Consider the following 15,683-nt stretch of genomic DNA (forward strand, 5'->3'; position numbering starts at 1 on the left):
AAAACCGCCGGATATGATCCGACGGTTTCTCTCTCACTAAAGCACTTCAATCGCCTTATACTGCGCTTGCAATTTCTCAAGTCCGTCTTGGTACTCTTGCATTTTTTCACGCTCTTTGGCAATAACTGCTTCCGGGGCTTTTGCAACAAAGGCTTCGTTGCTGAGTTTGCCTTCGATACGTTTCACTTCGCCGTTCAATTTTTCGATCTCTTTGCTCAAACGAGCAAGCTCGGCATCTTTGTTGATAAAGCCAGCCATTGGCACTAGCACTTCTGCGTTACCGACTAGTTTCGCCACAGAAAGTGGAGCCTCTTCGCCTTGGGCAAGTACTTGTACGCTGTCTAACTTCGCCATTGCTTTTAACAAGCGGTCGTTTTCCGCTAACATTTTGCAATGTTCGTCAGACAGGTTACGCACTAAGAAATCCAAGCCTTTGCTTGGGGCGATGTTGCACTCTGCACGAATATTACGCACCGCAACAATCAACTCTTTCAACCAGTTGATTTGCATTTCCGCTGCCTCGTCAATTTGGCTTTCTTCCACTTTCGGGAAAGGTTGTAACATAATGGTGTCGCCTTCTACCCCTGCAAAGCCTTTCACTTTCTGCCAGATTTCTTCAGTAATGAATGGAATAATCGGGTGAGCTAAACGCAATAATTTTTCCAACACACGCACGAGGGTTTGGCTTGCACCACGTTTTTGAGCGTCTGTGCCGTTGGCAAACACAGGTTTGGTAAGCTCTAAATACCAGTCACAGAATTGGTTCCAAGTGAACTCGTAAATGGTATTTGCCGCTAAGTCGAAACGGTATTGGCTTAAGGCATCACGGAACTCGCCCACGGTGCGGTTGAATGTGGATTGGATCCAACGATCCGCCAAGCTGTATTCCACGTCACCTGCCGATAAATCTAATTTATCGTTGGTCAATACGAAGCGGCTCGCATTCCATAATTTGTTACAGAAATTGCGGTAGCCTTCCAAACGTTTCATATCCCAGTTGATGTCACGTCCGTTGCTTGCTAATGCCGCCAAGGTGAAACGCAGTGCGTCCGTACCGTGTGGGGCGATACCGTTCTCGAACTCCTTACGGGTCGCTTTGGCAATTTTTTCCGCCAACTGCGGTTGCATCATATTGCCCGTACGTTTTTCAAGCAGATCTTCAAGGCTGATACCGTCAATCATATCAATCGGGTCTAACACGTTCCCTTTTGATTTTGACATTTTTTGCCCTTGTTCATCACGGATCAAACCTGTTACATACACAGTTTTAAATGGCACTTGTGGTTTACCGTTTTCATCTTTGATGAAGTGCATCGTAAACATAATCATACGAGCCACCCAGAAGAAGATGATGTCAAAGCCTGTGATTAACACATCGGTCGGGTGATACATTTTGAGTTCTTTCGTTTGCTCCGGCCAACCTAACGTTGAGAATGTCCATAAGCCTGACGAGAACCAAGTATCCAACACGTCTTCATCTTGTTTTAAGGCTAAATCTGCCGGTAAGTTGTATTTTGTACGCACTTCCGCTTCATCGCGTGCCACATAAACGTTACCTTCCGCATCGTACCACGCAGGAATACGGTGTCCCCACCATAATTGGCGAGAAATACACCAGTCTTGAATATCACGCATCCAAGAGAAGTACAGGTTTTCATACTGTTTCGGCACGAATTGAATTTCACCGTCTTCCACCGCTTTGGTAGCTACCTCTGCTAATGGTTTTACCGACACATACCATTGGTCGGTCAGCATCGGCTCAATCGGCACGCCACCACGGTCGCCATAAGGCACTTTTAAGTCGTGCGGTTTGATTTCCTCTAACAAGCCAAGGGCTTCAAAGTCTGCTACGATTTTCTTACGCGCCGCAAAACGCTCTAAACCTTGATAATCCGCCGGAATAAGTGCGGTGTAATTTTCTAAAGGTTTACCGTCTGAGCCGATAATTTCCGCTTCATCACGAATATCCGCATTTAAGGTCATCACGTTCACCATTGGCAACTGATGGCGTTTGCCTACTTCGTAGTCGTTGAAGTCGTGAGCTGGGGTAATTTTCACCACGCCTGTACCGAACTCACGATCTACATAATCGTCCGCAATAATCGGGATTTCACGGTTTGCAAGCGGTAGGATCACGGTCTTACCGATCAAAGACTGGTAACGTTCATCTTCAGGGTGAACCGCTACCGCTGTATCGCCTAACATCGTTTCAGGACGAGTAGTAGCCACCACCAAATAATCTTTACCGTCCGCCGTTTTCGCTCCGTTGGCTAACGGATAACGGAAATGCCACAGCGAGCCTTTGCTCTCTTTGTTTTCCACTTCAAGATCAGAAATCGCCGTGTGTAATTTCGGATCCCAGTTTACCAAGCGTTTGCCACGATAAATCAAGCCTTCTTCGTGTAAACGTACGAACACTTCTTTTACCGCATTGGACAAACCTTCGTCCATCGTAAAACGCTCACGATCCCAGTCGATCGAGTTACCTAAACGACGCATTTGCTGTCCGATCGTGCCACCTGAATAGGCTTTCCAATCCCAGATTTTATTGATGAACGCTTCACGCCCGTAATCGTGGCGGGTTTTACCTTCTTCCGCCGCAATTTTGCGTTCCACCACCATTTGGGTTGCAATCCCTGCGTGGTCAGTCCCCGCTTGCCATAGGGTGTTATTGCCTTCCATACGGTTAAAACGGATTAAGGTATCCATTAAGGTTTGCTGGAAAGCGTGCCCCATATGCAAACTCCCCGTCACATTTGGCGGTGGAATTGCGATACAGTAACTTGGAACATTCGGGTTTTCATTCGGCTTAAAATAGCCTTGTTCTTCCCAGTGTTTATAAAGTGCTTGTTCGACTGCCGATGAGTCGAAACGATCTTCCATTTCGAATTTTTGGGTCATTTTGTTTCTCTTAAATTTAGCTACCTTTTAAATTTGTTTTTTAATGAAATCCACATATCTTTAATTCTGATTTTTATTCCAGTCCATAAAAAATTTATAACTAATAATGTGATAGATATTGTAGTTACCTTAATTGCCAACTCTTCTTGAATATTAATTCCAAAAAATTCTATCGGTGAAATAGTACTGTAAAAAGAAACAAATACACAACATAAACATAAAAATATGATTAATATCATCATAAATAGAAATTGATTCGAAACTATTATTTTTCGGCTAGCTAGCTCATATTGATCATTACTAATTTCTGTAATAACTGTTTTTATAGTTTTTGTGTTTTTATAAGAAATTTTAGCTGTACCATCTTTCTCTCCATCTTTGAGTGCTTTTGCTATAGTACTTATTATTGTTGTTTTATTACTTTCATTATCACCTAGTTTAGATAAGACATTTTCTAACGATATATAAAATTCCTGTTCATCTTTATGTTTGATATAAAGAACAATAGCAACAATTGCCAAAATTATCATTATCAATAGTAAATATGACATAAATCTTTCCATTATATATCCTTAAAATAAAATTAACTTGATAGTATTTACAGTATAATTTATCGTAATCGCTTATTTGCAAGATTTTACTAAAACCCAATTGCTTGCAATCCACATACAGCAAGCCGTACGTGGTTACGATCAGCCTTCGGCTGAATGAGCCACGCTGTGGCTCTTTTTCCAATCCCTAGCCCCAACGGGGCTGAATTATGCGTAACCTAGTACGGCTTTGCCGTGCTAGGGATAAAGCAAATTTTACTCACCGACTTCGTTTTTACCGCTGCCAAATCTCCCCTAACCCCTCTTTGCTAAAGAGGGGAACTGGCTCAAACGAAAATATAAAATCGAAGTACTTCAAAAAGAGGCTCAATTTTTTAGATGAGCGATTATTTTCTTCGATCTGATCCCCCTCTTTAGTAAAGAGGGGTTAGGGGAGATTTGTCAAACACAATAACTAAGTAAAAAAATCTCAATATTATTGCGCATATTCAATCACTCGAATAAAACCATTTGGATGATGCTCAATCAAATCCCCGTTTTCACGTCGATAAGTCACGACTTCACGCTTCTTCTTATCATCCATCCACGCTTTAAATTGAATCTGCAACTGGCGTTGTTGTTCTCTAATTTGTTCGATTTTGGTCATTTTATTTCTCCAAAATTCTCAAATACCGATCTAACTCTTGAATTTCATAATCCGCAATTAATTCCGTTAAAGTCACCGTACTTTGCTGATTCTTATGAAAATCATCAAAACATTGATAATATTTTGCTCGGTTCGTAAATTTAATATCAATCGGTAAATAACCTTGTTTAAGCAATTCAAAATTAATCAGCAATCGCCCAGTTCGTCCGTTACCATCAATAAAAGGATGAATACTCTCAAACGCCAAATGTAACCAGCTAATGGCTTCAATCGGGTGAAGTCCGGTCAATTTCTGCTGATATTTTTCAATTAAGCGTTGCATTTCTTCCGCAATTAAATAAGGTGCAGTCGGTTCGTTTTCAGCCCCTAAAATACGCACAGGAATTTTACGATAAACACCGCGATTTTCCGCACTCCCCATTAATACCAAAGAATGAATATCTTTAATCGTGCGTTCGGTTAATGGCTCATTATTTACCACTAATTCATAAATATAATTAAACGCGTCTTTAAAACCGATAATATCCAAATGTTCACGAATCGGTTTTTCCGCAATGGTGATACCTTCTTTTAAAATCAGCACGGTTTCTCGCAATGTGATTGTATTTCCTTCAATCGCATTAGAGTTATAACTACTCTCAATAATAAATTCTTCTCGCAAGCGTTGCACTTCCGCAGTGGAAAGCGGGCGATATTGAGTCAGCTGATTTTTTAAGTATTCAATTTGGTTTAGTTTATGATTGTGCATTTATCTACTTATTAAGGTTTATATAAATTATTTTTAACATATTGATAAATCTTCAAAGCGGCATTTTCAATTTTTTCTGCTTGCCTATTTAATTCTTCATTAGTAATTTCATCCGGCTGTTCAACTAAAGTAGAATAATACTTAATTAAATCTAATTCAGGTTGAATATCTTTTGGTAATTGCTGTATTCCTGCAAGTTCAATACCATACATATACGTTACGCACCAATCCTCAGAAATAAAAAATTCACCATCACCCAAATCACGAATTTCAAATTGAGCATAGTAAATACCTTTACCTCGATTTAAACGATCAATCAGCTCATTGTAATATCGAAAAATAAGATCTAAATAGCGTTCTAAAGCCTTCTTATTTTTCCATTGGGGTTCTTGATAACCCCATAATCTTGGCAGCCATTGGCTTGGTTGAATTAAGGTTGGTGAGGAAAGAATAGCAGTCAGGAAACCGTCTAACTCTACGAGAGAATAAATTCCCCTATCATCTTCTTCACTTGCGTACTCTAGAATAAGTTGATCTAATTCCTCTAATTCGTCTTCAGATAGCGGTTTAAAATCCATCATTTTCATCATATTACTCACGCTTTACCATATCCAAATGCGGTATCCCATCTTCCAAATAAACCTCGGAAATCGGTTTAAACCCAAGCGATTGGTAAAAATCTTGCAAAGATATTTGCAAATTTCCGCCTAAATCCTACCGCTCGTAGCAATCATACGCCACGGCATTTTTGACATATTCCTCATAACGATAATAGCTATTTTCTAGTTCTTGATAATTGACCCGTTTACATTTGGCTAACGCCGGATCGTTTTCCTCCAACACTTTAATCGTGACTTTATATGTTCTTTCAGCACGACCGTGGCTGGAAAACCCAAAAGGTCCGAAACTCGGAATGACGTGGTCCACCGGCACAAGTCCCCGTATGTAAAACGATACGCCTTTTAAATCTGTCGGGGAAAAATTACCGTCATGTGTCACACGACAGCCGGCATGTTCTATGGTGTATCCGTGCTCTTCCCCTTCTTTTAAAATAAGCAGGGCAGAGCAATTATACATATGATATTCGCTTGGATACCAATAATACGGCTTGCCTTTCACAGCGACGTAAGGCTCCGGTGGCGGATATGTCGCTGTTGAACACGCGTTGAGCACGCTCAATAATAGTGCCAAACAGATTATTTTCACAATACATTTCATAAAATGTCTCCTGCACGGGTGTTATCTGTGTCGGTTTGTTTGAATTTGCAAAATTTTGCCCGTTTTCGACCGCTTGTAACCACTTCGTAGTTTTCTAAATAGTCAACACCATATCCAAATGCGGTATCCCGTCTTCCAAATAAACCTCGGAAATCGGTTTAAACCCAAGTGATTGGTAAAAATTTTGCAAATAGGCTTGAGCTTGTACATATACCTTTTCACCTTGCCATTGTTGCTGACAAACAGTGAGAGCCTGCACCATCAATTTTTTCGCTAAACCTGTTCCCCTTGCTTCTTTGGTTACCAACACTCTGCCGATATGCACACCATCTTGTTCGGGAATAATCCGACAGTAAGCAGTCAGTTTTGCTGAATTTTTTGCAAAAAGGTGTAAGGCTTTCAGGTCTTTTTCATCGACTTCTTGATACGCACAATTTTGCTCTACCACAAAAACAGCAACACGCGCTTGGTAAATCTCAAACAATTCTTGAACTGAAAGTTCGCTAAATGCTTTTAGTTTCCACATACGCCTTGTTTCAATCCTTAAACTTGCTCTGTACTTAACTGTTCCCAACTGACGATACTATTTATAACGTTCCCTCGTTTGGGCTTTTTCGGTTTCATCCACAGTAAAAATGGCTAAATTATTTTGCATATTCAATGATTTCTTCATGTCCGTCAGGATAATGGCGAACAATATTCCCATTCGGCGTTGGAAGATTAGCACCTCGCGTTTTCTCTTATCGTCCATCCACGCTTTAAACTGAATTTGCAGTTGGCGCTGTTGTTCTTTAATCTGTTCGATTTTGGTTATTTTATCCTCCGACGGCGCAAGCGTTTACGCTTGTGCCAACTCATCTTTTTTCAGCACAAGTGTAAACGCTTCCGCTATCAATCTTTTTTTACAAGCGGTCTGTTTTTCGTGATTTTTGCAAAATTTTGCTTAAATCTGACCGCTTGTTGCCGGTTCTGCCGGTAACTTGAGTTTCAGCAAATTGCGATTTTGCTCCGCTTCATAGATTTGTTGATAGAACTGGTAGAAATCCAGAATCTGTTTGCTCAAGTCCATGCAGTTGATCACTTGCGCCGGCATATTATCGCGCTGTTTGCGGTTTACTTTTATATAGCAGACGGCGCTGATGGTATAAAAATCGACTTCTACGTTGAGTTTCAAGTCCTCGTGAGCGATACCTAATGCGTAAAAGTGATCTTGAACGTACAGCCGTAAATGTTCGCTTAAGCGATCATTTAATCGGGTAAAAAACTCAGTTGCTTGTACATAATCGTACAGATCGATATCCAAAATATTGTTACATCTGAATCGAAAATAAAGGGATTCTTTCTCCCGATAAGTCGTAACGGTTAAAAAAATCAATATTGATATACAAATCAAAATGATCAGGTAAGCCAAATTTTCCATATTGTAAAAAAAGAATAAGCATTGTAATTATCAAGCTTGCTCTGTCGTTAATTGCCAACCAAGCTGGCGGTATTGCTTATAACGTTCCCGAGCAAGCGTTTTTTCTGCTTCATCCTGTGGCACAAAATCAATAATCCGGTTAAAGCTGTTAATGAAATCAGGCAGTTGGGTTTGAAGCGAAATCAAAATATCTCGACGTTGTGCATTGCGTTTCCCTTTCCAACTGATTTCAATCGGCGTGGCATAAGTCGTCATTTCACCGGAAAGATTATGCGGGACGAATTCGTCCGGATCCCGCGCCCAGAGCGCGTCATCAATAGAGAACGCCTGTTCTTCCGTTTCACATGCGATTAAAACGCGTTTTCCTAAACGCCATGCCTTCGCTGCTAAATCACAAGCGAGTGCTTCTTCTGCTTTTAAATTACCGAGGGTCGGCTGACTTAACACATAAAATTGCACTTGCTTCACACTTTATCCTTAAATTTCGTTGAGAATTATAGAAAGGAGAGATTTTAGCTTAATATCCGTTAAATGAAAAATTTAAGCGCTGTTTTTGACAAAATTCTCCGAAACTGTTCGCTTGATGTACTTTTAAGAACTGTTTATGATCACATCGGCTGCGGAACTTATCAATAACCAGCCAATCTAACCCTCAGATTGAAGCAATGCTTCTGTCTTACATACACAAATTTTAATTTTAAGAGGACTTTTAATTATGGGTTTATTTGATTTTGCAGCGGATATCGGCAAAAAATTATTCAGTAAAGAAGATGAAGCATCAAAAGCGGTAACCAATCATATCGCTGAAGATAATCCCGGCGTAGAAAATTTAAATGTTACCGTTGAAAACGGTACGGCGAAAATTACCGGTATTGCGTCAACAGCAATTGCGATCGAAAAAGCGGTGTTAATGGCAGGAAATGTGGCCGGTATTAATAATGTAAACATTGATGATGTTGTGATCAAAAGCGGTTCTGTTGCCGGTGACGATGAGTTCTATGTAATCCAAAAAGGTGACAGCCTATGGAAAATCGCTGAAAAAGTGTACGGCAACGGGGCTAAATATAAAGCGATTGTGGAAGCCAATAAAGAAGTGATTAAACATGAAGATAAAATCTTCCCGGGTCAAAAAATCCGTATTCCGAAAAGTTTATAATTTCTCTTAAACAACGAAAAGCGCATGGCAGACTTAATCCTCATGCGCTTTTATTTTTTGTTTATATTTTATTCGCTTGGCACGTTCCATTGCTTTCTATCCGCTGTCCGCTACGGAAATAAATAGACAACCCTTTGACATGAGGTTACAATTTTTGTCTATTTTTTTATCTGTATTTTATACACCGAATCCCTTTCAATTTATTGAGGTTTAAGAATGTCATTTTCTATTGAAACACTTGAAGGCTTACAACGCCGTGTAACCATCACCGTAGCTACGGACAAAATCGAAGCTGCATACAAAGAACAATTAAAAGGCTATGCGAAAAATGCACGCGTAGACGGCTTCCGTAAAGGTAAAGTGCCACACTCAATTATCGAACAACGTTTCGGTTTCAACGCTCGCCAAGATGCACTATCAGAAGAAATGCAACGCGCATTTTTTGATGTAGTGATTGCAGAGAAAATTAATCTTGCAGGTCGCCCGACTTTCACGCCGAACAACTATCAACCGGGTCAAGAATTCTCTTTCGCTGTAGCGTTTGAAGTCTTCCCTGAAGTGAAATTACAAGGCTTAGAAAATATCGAAGTTGAAAAACCTGTTGTAGAAATCACCGATGCTGATTTAGACAAAATGGTTGATGTATTGCGCAAACAACAAGCAACTTGGACTGAATCACAAGATGCGGCAAAAGCGGATGATCGCGTAACTATCGACTTCGTAGGTTCTGTCGACGGCGAAGAATTTGAAGGCGGTAAAGCGTCCGATTTCGTATTAGCAATGGGTCAAGGTCGTATGATCCCCGGTTTTGAAGACGGTATCGTCGGTCATAAAGCCGGTGAACAATTCGACATTAATGTTACGTTCCCCGAAGAGTACCACGCAGAAAATTTAAAAGGTAAAGCGGCAAAATTCGCTATTACGCTTAAGAAAGTAGAAAACATGGTTCTGCCTGAATTAACGGAAGAATTCGTGAAAAAATTCGGCTCGGCAAAAACCGTTGAAGAATTACGTGCCGAAATCAAGAAAAATATGCAACGCGAATTAAAAAATGCAGTAACTGCGCGCATTAAAAATCAAGTAATCAACGGCTTATTAGCAAACAACAATATCGATGTTCCGACAGCAGCCGTTGCGGAAGAAGTTGAAGTTTTACGCCAACAAGCGGTTCAACGTTTCGGCGGTAAACCTGAAATGGCAGCACAATTACCGGCAGAATTATTTGAAGCGGACGCAAAACGTCGCGTTCAAATCGGCTTATTACTCTCAAGCATTATCAGCAACAACGAGTTAAAAGTTGATGAAGCACGCGTGAAAGAAACTATCGCAGAATTAGCCTCAGCTTACGAACAACCTACTGAAGTCATTGAATACTACGCGAAAAACCCACGTTTAACCGACAACATCCGTAATGTGGTGTTAGAAGAACAAGCGGTTGAAGCTGTATTAGCACAAGCGAAAGTGTCAGAAAAAGCATCATCTTTTGATGAAATGATGGCGCAGCAGCAACAAGCGTAATTTTTCTTTAAGTTTCTTTCGGGAACGCAGATCAAGCGGTGTTTTTTAGCCAAAATTTTGCAAAATACCGCTTTTTATTTCCACCTACTTTAGAGAAAAACAATGGAACAACTCACCTTTGCACAGCAATTACAGCAATTTGTCGCAAACCATACTATTATGGTTTTTGCGTGGGTTGCGTTACTGATTGCCGTGTTGCTGAATTTATACAAAAGCGCAACCAGCAAATTCAAAGTGATTGATAATGCTCAAGCGACTCGACTGATCAATAACCAAGATGCCGTCATTATTGATGTTCGTTCTGATGAGGATTTCAGACGCGGACATATCATCGAAAGCTTACATTTGATCCCAAGCGATATCAAAGCCAATAAAACCCAATCTATTGAGAAGTATAAAGATCGTGCGATTATCGTAGTTGATGCTAACGGATTCACCGCTCAAGGTTTGGCAGGCTCTTTGGCAAAACAAGGTTTTAACCATGTTTATGCATTAAAAGAAGGGATTGTAGGTTGGCGTACGGCCAACTTACCGCTAGTGAAAAAACATAAATAATTAATCACCGAATAAGGATTTATTATGGCAGAAGAAAATCAAGTTGCAGCACAAGAAGAGGCAAAAACGCCTTTTGAAATGCAGATCCAACGTATTTATATCAAAGATGTTTCATTTGAGGCTCCAAATCTTCCGCAGATTTTCCAACAAGATTGGAAACCGCAATTAGGTTTCGAATTAGATACCGAAACAACACAAATCAGCGAAGATACTTATGAAGTTGCATTACATATCAATGTCCAAACAACTTTAGAAGAAAGTAACGACGTGGCGTTTATTTGTGAAGTGAAACAAGCGGGCGTATTCACCATCAAAGGTTTGGAAGGGATTCAATTAGCGCACTGCTTAGCGGCAAAATGCCCTGAAGTGCTTTATCCTTATGCACGTGAATTAATTTCAAGCTTAGTTAACCGAGGTACATTCCCTGCATTAAACCTTTCTCCGGTAAACTTTGATGCACTCTTTATGGATTATTTACAGCGTCAGCAACAAGCGGAAAACGCAGAAACACCGGCAGTGAATTAATTCACTAAAACGGATAAAATAGGTATGCAGCGGCATACCTATTTTTTTAAGCGAAAGTTATGCTGGGATGATGTAAAGGACAATGTATGAATAGCATCTATACCGCTCCGGTTACGGTAATTGGCGCAGGCTCTTACGGCACAGCCTTAGCGATTGCACTTTCCCGTAACGGACATAAAACGTATTTATGGGGACATCAACCTCAAAAAATGGCTCTTTTAGCCAAAGAGCGAATGAACCAAGAATTTTTGCCGAATATTGCGTTTCCGGAAGCCTTATATGTTGAAAGTGATTTAGCGCAAGCCCTTGCGAAAGCTAAAGATTTATTAATCGTGGTGCCTAGCCACGTATTTTCGGAAGTATTAAGCCAAATAAAACCTTTTCTTACTCCACAACATCGTATTATGTGGGCAACAAAAGGGTTAGAGCGCGATACAGGTAGATTGCTACAAGATGTCGCTTTGCAAATTTTAGGCGAAAACCACCCGCTTGCAGTGTTGTCTGGTCCAACTTTTGCCAAAGAACTGGCGCAAGGGCTGCCAACAGCAATTACGCTGGCCTCGAACGATCCGCTGTTCGCCGATCAAATGCAACAGCGAATTCATTGTTCAAAAGCATTCCGCGTCTATTTGAATAATGACATGATTGGCGTACAACTTGGCGGAGCGATCAAAAACGTGATTGCCATCGGCGCTGGTATATCCGATGGCATGGGGTTCGGTGCGAATGCCCGCACCGCATTAATCACGCGCGGTTTGGCGGAAATCAGCCGTTTAGGTGCGTCTCTCGGTGCCCACCCGACGACTTTTATGGGGATGGCAGGATTAGGTGATTTAGTGCTAACCTGTACTGACAACCAATCTCGTAACCGTCGTTTCGGTTTAATGTTGGGACAAGGTAAAAATGCCCAAGAAGCCATGGCAGAAATCGGACAAGTGGTAGAAGGGTTCTACAACACCAAAGAAGCTTTTTTACTTGCACAGCGCCAAGGCGTTGAAATGCCGATTGTCGAACAAATCTACCAAATGTTATTTTGCGGAAAACACGCAAATGATGTTGCAATGACCTTGCTGGGCAGAGAGCGCAAGGGAGAATAAGATGACCGAACAAAAACTCAATCAAATTTGGCTGAATATCCGTACGGAAGCACAAGAGTTTGCCGATTGTGAACCGATGCTTGGCAGCTTTTTTCATGCAACCATTTTAAAACACCATAATTTAGGTGGTGCACTCAGCTACATTCTTGCCAATAAACTATCAAATGCGATCATGCCGGCAATTGCATTGAAAGAAATTATCGAAGAAGCCTATGCGGCGGATCCGCAAATTATCGCCAGTGCCGCCTGTGACATCGACGCAGTACGAACGCGCGATCCTGCCGTGGATAAATGGAGCACGCCGTTACTCTATCTCAAAGGCTATCACGCGCTACAAAGCTATCGCGTTACCCATTATTTATGGAAACAAGGCAGAAAAGCGCTTGCTATCTATTTGCAGAACGAAATTTCCGTTGCCTTTGATGTAGATATTCATCCGGCAGCCCGCGTTGGCTGTGGAATTATGCTTGATCATGCAACCGGCATTGTCGTCGGTGAAACCGCAGTGATTGAAAACGATGTGTCCATTTTGCAGGGCGTTACATTGGGAGGTACCGGCAAAGAACACGGCGATCGCCATCCGAAAATCCGCGAAGGCGTGATGGTCGGCGCCGGTGCAAAAATTCTCGGCAATATTGAAATCGGGCGTTATTCCAAAATCGGCGCGAACTCCGTGGTATTACAAGAAGTACCGGAATATGCCACCGCAGCCGGCGTGCCGGCGCGTATTATCGGGCAGTCGCACGATCAAAAACCGGCCTTTGATATGAACCAATATTTTGATTATTCAAGAGACGGAGAAGGCATAGACGGAGACGGAATCTAAGCTTAAAATTTGCAAAAAAACCGCTGAAAGTGACCGCTTGTCGTTTCCTCCCTTCCCGCAATCCGGGAAGGGAATGTCGGATTCTCTATCCTAAAACAACTTCCGCCAATTCTTTGCGCATCTGATCAATCACTGCTTTATAATCGGTTTGATCGAAAATTGCCGAGCCTGCAACAAACATATCGGCACCGGCTTCTGCAATTTCTGCGATATTGTTAACTTTCACACCGCCATCCACTTCTAAACGGATATTATAACCGCTCGCATCGATTCTGCTGCGAACTTGGCGCAATTTATCCAATGTTGCAGGGATAAATGCCTGCCCGCCGAATCCCGGGTTAACCGACATCAATAAAATCACATCGACTTTATCCATCACATAATCCAAATAACTAAGCGGTGTCGCAGGATTAAATACCAAACCGGACTTACACCCGTGATCACGAATCAACTGTAGTGATCGATCGATATGCTCCGTCGCTTCCGGGTGAAAAGTAATAATGTTCGCCCCGGCTTTGGCAAAATCAGGAATTAAACGATCCACCGGTTTCGTCATCAAATGCACATCAATCGGGCAATCAATTCCGTAATCTCGCAATGCCTTACAAATTGCCGGTCCGAAAGTTAAATTCGGCACATAATGGTTATCCATGACATCAAAATGGATTAAATCCGCTCCTGCTTTCAATACATCGGCAACATCCTCACCTAAACGAGCCAAATCCGCTGATAAAATTGAAGGTGCAATTAAATAAGGTAGTTTCGCCATAAAAAATTCCTCACACTATGTTAAACGTATTGATTAGACTACCATATTTAACTGCCCGAAACTTCGATCCAATTCGCAAATTTATCAACTCACTTGAGCTTATTGAACAATATTTGCTCAAAAACCATAAAAAAATTATAGAAATAAAATCAATTCTCAGGCAAAATAAATCCACTTTTTTATTATGGCTATTTATTGAGGACTGATGATGATTCAGCCCTCGTCAATTTATCCTTCGGAGGAAATATGAAAAAAGGGATTCACCCTGAAAATTATCGTGAAGTTCTGTTTTACGACGGCAGCGTGCAACAAGGTTGGATTATCCGCTCTTGTGCCAAAACAACAAAAACTATGGTTTGGGAGGATGGGAAAGAATATCCGCTTTATCCGTTAGATACCTCTTCGGCTTCTCATCCTGTTTATACAGGCAAACGCCGCGAAGCCAATAACGAAGGTCGTGCGAGTAAATTTAACGAACGTTTCAAAGGCATTTCTGGCTTAACCAAGAAAAAATAAGGTGTTGTTATGAAAATTTTAAATTCATTAAAGTCTGCAAAATCACGTCACCAAGATTGCCAAGTCGTACGACGCAAAGGCAAACTTTACGTAATTTGTAAGACAAATCCGCGTTTCAAAGCTCGTCAACGTTAATCCCTAAAATGGCAAAATCATTATAAAATCAATTATATAGCGATAAAAAAAAGCTCAAAAAGGCGCTTTTTATCGCTATTTATTTGATTGTAATCAAACCGTTTGCGGTTAATTCTCTCTAACAATTTTCCTACATTTTTGTAATGTTATAATTAACTTACGAATAACCTACTATTTGACTAGACTATTTTTGGCCCAATTCATTGATAAAAATCTCCCACGGCGTAGTTTTTTACGCGGTCACTTTTTGAACGCATTAAAAAGTGAACAGGTGAAGCGGCAAGGCTATCATGCAATACGTCCGCCTTGGGCGGATTTAGCAAATTTTTCGGAGAAATGTACCGCTTGTCAAAAGTGTATTACTCAGTGTGAAACCAAAATTTTAGTCTCTGATGCGAATGGTTATCCTGAAGTGAATTTTTCCGCAGGACGTGGCGAATGCACTTTTTGTCAGGCTTGTGTGAATAGCTGCGAAGCGGGAGTGTTCCGCCCTATAACGGAACCTGCGTGGCAACATAAAATTGAGATTGGCGATAATTGTTTAACCCAAAGTCATATCGAGTGTAGGAGCTGTGAGGATAGCTGTGAAAGCAGAGCCATAAAATTTCGGAGAGCCGTCGGCGGTATTGCATTACCGATTTTAGAGTTAGATCGTTGTAACGGGTGTGGTGCATGTCTTTCCGTTTGTCCGACACAAGCTATAGGTATTATCAATGATGAAAGCATCTGCAACAAATCAAACGACGGATAACTGGTATGTCGCCAGTCTTGTCGTACAAGCGAAACCAGAAAAACTGGATGAAGTGAAAAGCGCCTTACTAGCCAAAACCGGTACAGAGATATTCGGTGAAAAGGTTGAGGAAGGCAAACTCGTTGTGGTCATGGAAGCAGACTATCAACCGGATTTAGTGGAGAAAATGGAAGCCGTAAAAGAGATTAAAGGTGTTGTTTCGGTATCTTTAGTCTACAACTATCAAGATGAACAATAGATCGTTTTAATTTGTTCATTATTTGAGGGAATATTCCCTCTTCGCTGTCACACAACAGACTGTTATATTTTTTTATTTTTACTTATTTGATTACCTATTAATTTGGTGGGGAA

General features: G+C 41.0%; 21 protein-coding genes and 1 pseudogene. 10 read left to right on the forward strand and 12 right to left on the reverse strand.

Annotated features, from left to right (window positions below):
• Positions 1-36: 36 nt before the first annotated feature.
• The 11 genes and pseudogenes from ACEYJ7_RS01505 to ACEYJ7_RS01555 form a co-directional block, all read right to left on the reverse strand.
• A complete protein-coding gene (locus tag ACEYJ7_RS01505) occupies positions 37-2,901 on the reverse strand; it encodes a valine--tRNA ligase (protein ID WP_373777261.1) in 2,865 nt (954 codons plus the stop codon).
• A gap of 20 nt (positions 2,902-2,921) precedes the next feature.
• Positions 2,922-3,464: a hypothetical protein gene (locus ACEYJ7_RS01510; RefSeq protein WP_373766785.1), complete on the reverse strand. Its 543-nt coding sequence runs from the start codon at positions 3,462-3,464 to the stop codon at positions 2,922-2,924.
• Between the two features lie 463 nt (positions 3,465-3,927).
• Positions 3,928-4,098: a hypothetical protein gene (locus tag ACEYJ7_RS01515; RefSeq protein WP_373766784.1), complete on the reverse strand. Its 171-nt coding sequence runs from the start codon at positions 4,096-4,098 to the stop codon at positions 3,928-3,930.
• A 1-nt stretch (position 4,099) separates the two neighbouring features.
• A complete protein-coding gene (locus ACEYJ7_RS01520) occupies positions 4,100-4,846 on the reverse strand; it encodes a Fic family protein (RefSeq protein ID WP_373766783.1) in 747 nt (248 codons plus the stop codon).
• 11 nt (positions 4,847-4,857) lie between these two features.
• Positions 4,858-5,436, reverse strand: coding sequence for a UPF0149 family protein (locus ACEYJ7_RS01525; RefSeq protein WP_373766782.1), 579 nt, complete (start codon positions 5,434-5,436; stop codon positions 4,858-4,860).
• Between the two features lies 1 nt (position 5,437).
• Positions 5,438-5,542: pseudogene (locus ACEYJ7_RS01530) on the reverse strand (GNAT family N-acetyltransferase); the annotation flags it as partial.
• 18 nt (positions 5,543-5,560) lie between these two features.
• Entirely contained in the window at positions 5,561-6,064 is a 504-nt protein-coding gene (locus ACEYJ7_RS01535) for a hypothetical protein (RefSeq protein WP_373777262.1), read from the reverse strand.
• Positions 6,065-6,158: 94 nt separating this feature from the next.
• Positions 6,159-6,590 carry a GNAT family N-acetyltransferase gene (locus ACEYJ7_RS01540; protein WP_373777263.1) on the reverse strand — a complete coding sequence of 144 codons (432 nt, stop codon included), beginning with the start codon at positions 6,588-6,590 and terminating at the stop codon, positions 6,159-6,161.
• A 57-nt stretch (positions 6,591-6,647) separates the two neighbouring features.
• The gene (locus ACEYJ7_RS01545) at positions 6,648-6,815 is read right to left on the reverse strand and encodes a hypothetical protein (RefSeq protein ID WP_373777290.1); all 168 of its coding nucleotides are present in this window, start codon (positions 6,813-6,815) and stop codon (positions 6,648-6,650) included.
• Positions 6,816-7,007: 192 nt separating this feature from the next.
• Positions 7,008-7,367: a hypothetical protein gene (locus ACEYJ7_RS01550; protein ID WP_373777264.1), complete on the reverse strand. Its 360-nt coding sequence runs from the start codon at positions 7,365-7,367 to the stop codon at positions 7,008-7,010.
• A 147-nt stretch (positions 7,368-7,514) separates the two neighbouring features.
• On the reverse strand, positions 7,515-7,952 hold the full coding sequence (locus tag ACEYJ7_RS01555; RefSeq protein WP_373777265.1) for a DNA polymerase III subunit chi: 438 nt from the start codon (positions 7,950-7,952) through the stop codon (positions 7,515-7,517).
• Between the two features lie 247 nt (positions 7,953-8,199).
• Here ACEYJ7_RS01555 and lysM point away from each other — a divergent pair, with 247 nt between their 5' ends.
• The 6 genes from lysM to cysE all read left to right on the forward strand — a co-directional run bounded on the left by lysM (position 8,200) and on the right by cysE (position 13,161).
• Entirely contained in the window at positions 8,200-8,640 is a 441-nt protein-coding gene (gene lysM / locus ACEYJ7_RS01560) for a peptidoglycan-binding protein LysM (protein WP_373777266.1), read from the forward strand.
• Between the two features lie 216 nt (positions 8,641-8,856).
• Positions 8,857-10,158 (forward strand): trigger factor, encoded by a 1,302-nt coding sequence (tig, locus tag ACEYJ7_RS01565; protein ID WP_373777267.1) that lies wholly within the window; start codon positions 8,857-8,859, stop codon positions 10,156-10,158.
• Between the two features lie 102 nt (positions 10,159-10,260).
• Positions 10,261-10,713 carry a rhodanese-like domain-containing protein gene (locus ACEYJ7_RS01570; RefSeq protein ID WP_373777268.1) on the forward strand — a complete coding sequence of 151 codons (453 nt, stop codon included), beginning with the start codon at positions 10,261-10,263 and terminating at the stop codon, positions 10,711-10,713.
• Positions 10,714-10,737: 24 nt separating this feature from the next.
• Complete coding sequence (gene secB, locus ACEYJ7_RS01575; RefSeq protein WP_373777269.1) at positions 10,738-11,238, forward strand: protein-export chaperone SecB; 501 nt, start codon at positions 10,738-10,740, stop codon at positions 11,236-11,238.
• An 86-nt stretch (positions 11,239-11,324) separates the two neighbouring features.
• Entirely contained in the window at positions 11,325-12,335 is a 1,011-nt protein-coding gene (gene gpsA, locus ACEYJ7_RS01580) for an NAD(P)H-dependent glycerol-3-phosphate dehydrogenase (protein WP_373777270.1), read from the forward strand.
• Position 12,336: 1 nt separating this feature from the next.
• Positions 12,337-13,161 (forward strand): serine O-acetyltransferase, encoded by an 825-nt coding sequence (gene cysE, locus ACEYJ7_RS01585; RefSeq protein WP_373777271.1) that lies wholly within the window; start codon positions 12,337-12,339, stop codon positions 13,159-13,161.
• Positions 13,162-13,246: 85 nt separating this feature from the next.
• Here cysE and rpe read toward each other — a convergent pair whose 3' ends face one another.
• Positions 13,247-13,930 carry a ribulose-phosphate 3-epimerase gene (gene rpe / locus ACEYJ7_RS01590; RefSeq protein ID WP_373777272.1) on the reverse strand — a complete coding sequence of 228 codons (684 nt, stop codon included), beginning with the start codon at positions 13,928-13,930 and terminating at the stop codon, positions 13,247-13,249.
• Positions 13,931-14,176: 246 nt separating this feature from the next.
• Between rpe and ACEYJ7_RS01595 the strand changes: the two genes are divergently transcribed.
• From ACEYJ7_RS01595 to ACEYJ7_RS01610, 4 genes are all read left to right on the forward strand, one after another.
• The gene (locus tag ACEYJ7_RS01595; protein WP_373777273.1) at positions 14,177-14,446 is read left to right on the forward strand and encodes a type B 50S ribosomal protein L31; all 270 of its coding nucleotides are present in this window, start codon (positions 14,177-14,179) and stop codon (positions 14,444-14,446) included.
• A gap of 9 nt (positions 14,447-14,455) precedes the next feature.
• On the forward strand, positions 14,456-14,581 hold the full coding sequence (gene ykgO / locus ACEYJ7_RS01600; protein WP_135676234.1) for a type B 50S ribosomal protein L36: 126 nt from the start codon (positions 14,456-14,458) through the stop codon (positions 14,579-14,581).
• Positions 14,582-14,771: 190 nt separating this feature from the next.
• Positions 14,772-15,332 (forward strand): ferredoxin-type protein NapF, encoded by a 561-nt coding sequence (gene napF / locus ACEYJ7_RS01605; protein WP_373777274.1) that lies wholly within the window; start codon positions 14,772-14,774, stop codon positions 15,330-15,332.
• Positions 15,295-15,570: a chaperone NapD gene (locus tag ACEYJ7_RS01610; protein WP_373777275.1), complete on the forward strand. Its 276-nt coding sequence runs from the start codon at positions 15,295-15,297 to the stop codon at positions 15,568-15,570. The genes napF and ACEYJ7_RS01610 overlap by 38 nt, the downstream gene beginning before the upstream one ends.
• Positions 15,571-15,683 lie beyond the last annotated feature (113 nt).

The sequence above is a fragment of the Glaesserella sp. genome, from assembly GCF_041814905.1.
Lineage (GTDB): Bacteria > Pseudomonadota > Gammaproteobacteria > Enterobacterales > Pasteurellaceae > Glaesserella.

What these genes read in the sequence shown, in the direction of transcription:
- secB (WP_373777269.1), top strand. Translation starts at nt 10,738, where the DNA reads ATGGCAGAAGAAAATCAAGTTGCAGCACAAGAAGAGGCAAAAACGCCT.
- ACEYJ7_RS01540 (WP_373777263.1), bottom strand. Translation starts at nt 6,590, where the DNA reads ATGTGGAAACTAAAAGCATTTAGCGAACTTTCAGTTCAAGAATTGTTT.
- ACEYJ7_RS01545 (WP_373777290.1), bottom strand. Translation starts at nt 6,815, where the DNA reads ATGGACGATAAGAGAAAACGCGAGGTGCTAATCTTCCAACGCCGAATG.
- ACEYJ7_RS01570 (WP_373777268.1), top strand. Translation starts at nt 10,261, where the DNA reads ATGGAACAACTCACCTTTGCACAGCAATTACAGCAATTTGTCGCAAAC.
- ACEYJ7_RS01510 (WP_373766785.1), bottom strand. Translation starts at nt 3,464, where the DNA reads ATGGAAAGATTTATGTCATATTTACTATTGATAATGATAATTTTGGCA.
- ACEYJ7_RS01515 (WP_373766784.1), bottom strand. Translation starts at nt 4,098, where the DNA reads ATGACCAAAATCGAACAAATTAGAGAACAACAACGCCAGTTGCAGATT.
- tig (WP_373777267.1), top strand. Translation starts at nt 8,857, where the DNA reads ATGTCATTTTCTATTGAAACACTTGAAGGCTTACAACGCCGTGTAACC.
- ACEYJ7_RS01595 (WP_373777273.1), top strand. Translation starts at nt 14,177, where the DNA reads ATGAAAAAAGGGATTCACCCTGAAAATTATCGTGAAGTTCTGTTTTAC.
- cysE (WP_373777271.1), top strand. Translation starts at nt 12,337, where the DNA reads ATGACCGAACAAAAACTCAATCAAATTTGGCTGAATATCCGTACGGAA.
- ACEYJ7_RS01525 (WP_373766782.1), bottom strand. Translation starts at nt 5,436, where the DNA reads ATGATGAAAATGATGGATTTTAAACCGCTATCTGAAGACGAATTAGAG.
- rpe (WP_373777272.1), bottom strand. Translation starts at nt 13,930, where the DNA reads ATGGCGAAACTACCTTATTTAATTGCACCTTCAATTTTATCAGCGGAT.
- ACEYJ7_RS01520 (WP_373766783.1), bottom strand. Translation starts at nt 4,846, where the DNA reads ATGCACAATCATAAACTAAACCAAATTGAATACTTAAAAAATCAGCTG.
- ACEYJ7_RS01610 (WP_373777275.1), top strand. Translation starts at nt 15,295, where the DNA reads ATGATGAAAGCATCTGCAACAAATCAAACGACGGATAACTGGTATGTC.
- gpsA (WP_373777270.1), top strand. Translation starts at nt 11,325, where the DNA reads ATGAATAGCATCTATACCGCTCCGGTTACGGTAATTGGCGCAGGCTCT.
- lysM (WP_373777266.1), top strand. Translation starts at nt 8,200, where the DNA reads ATGGGTTTATTTGATTTTGCAGCGGATATCGGCAAAAAATTATTCAGT.
- ykgO (WP_135676234.1), top strand. Translation starts at nt 14,456, where the DNA reads ATGAAAATTTTAAATTCATTAAAGTCTGCAAAATCACGTCACCAAGAT.
- ACEYJ7_RS01505 (WP_373777261.1), bottom strand. Translation starts at nt 2,901, where the DNA reads ATGACCCAAAAATTCGAAATGGAAGATCGTTTCGACTCATCGGCAGTC.
- ACEYJ7_RS01535 (WP_373777262.1), bottom strand. Translation starts at nt 6,064, where the DNA reads ATGAAATGTATTGTGAAAATAATCTGTTTGGCACTATTATTGAGCGTG.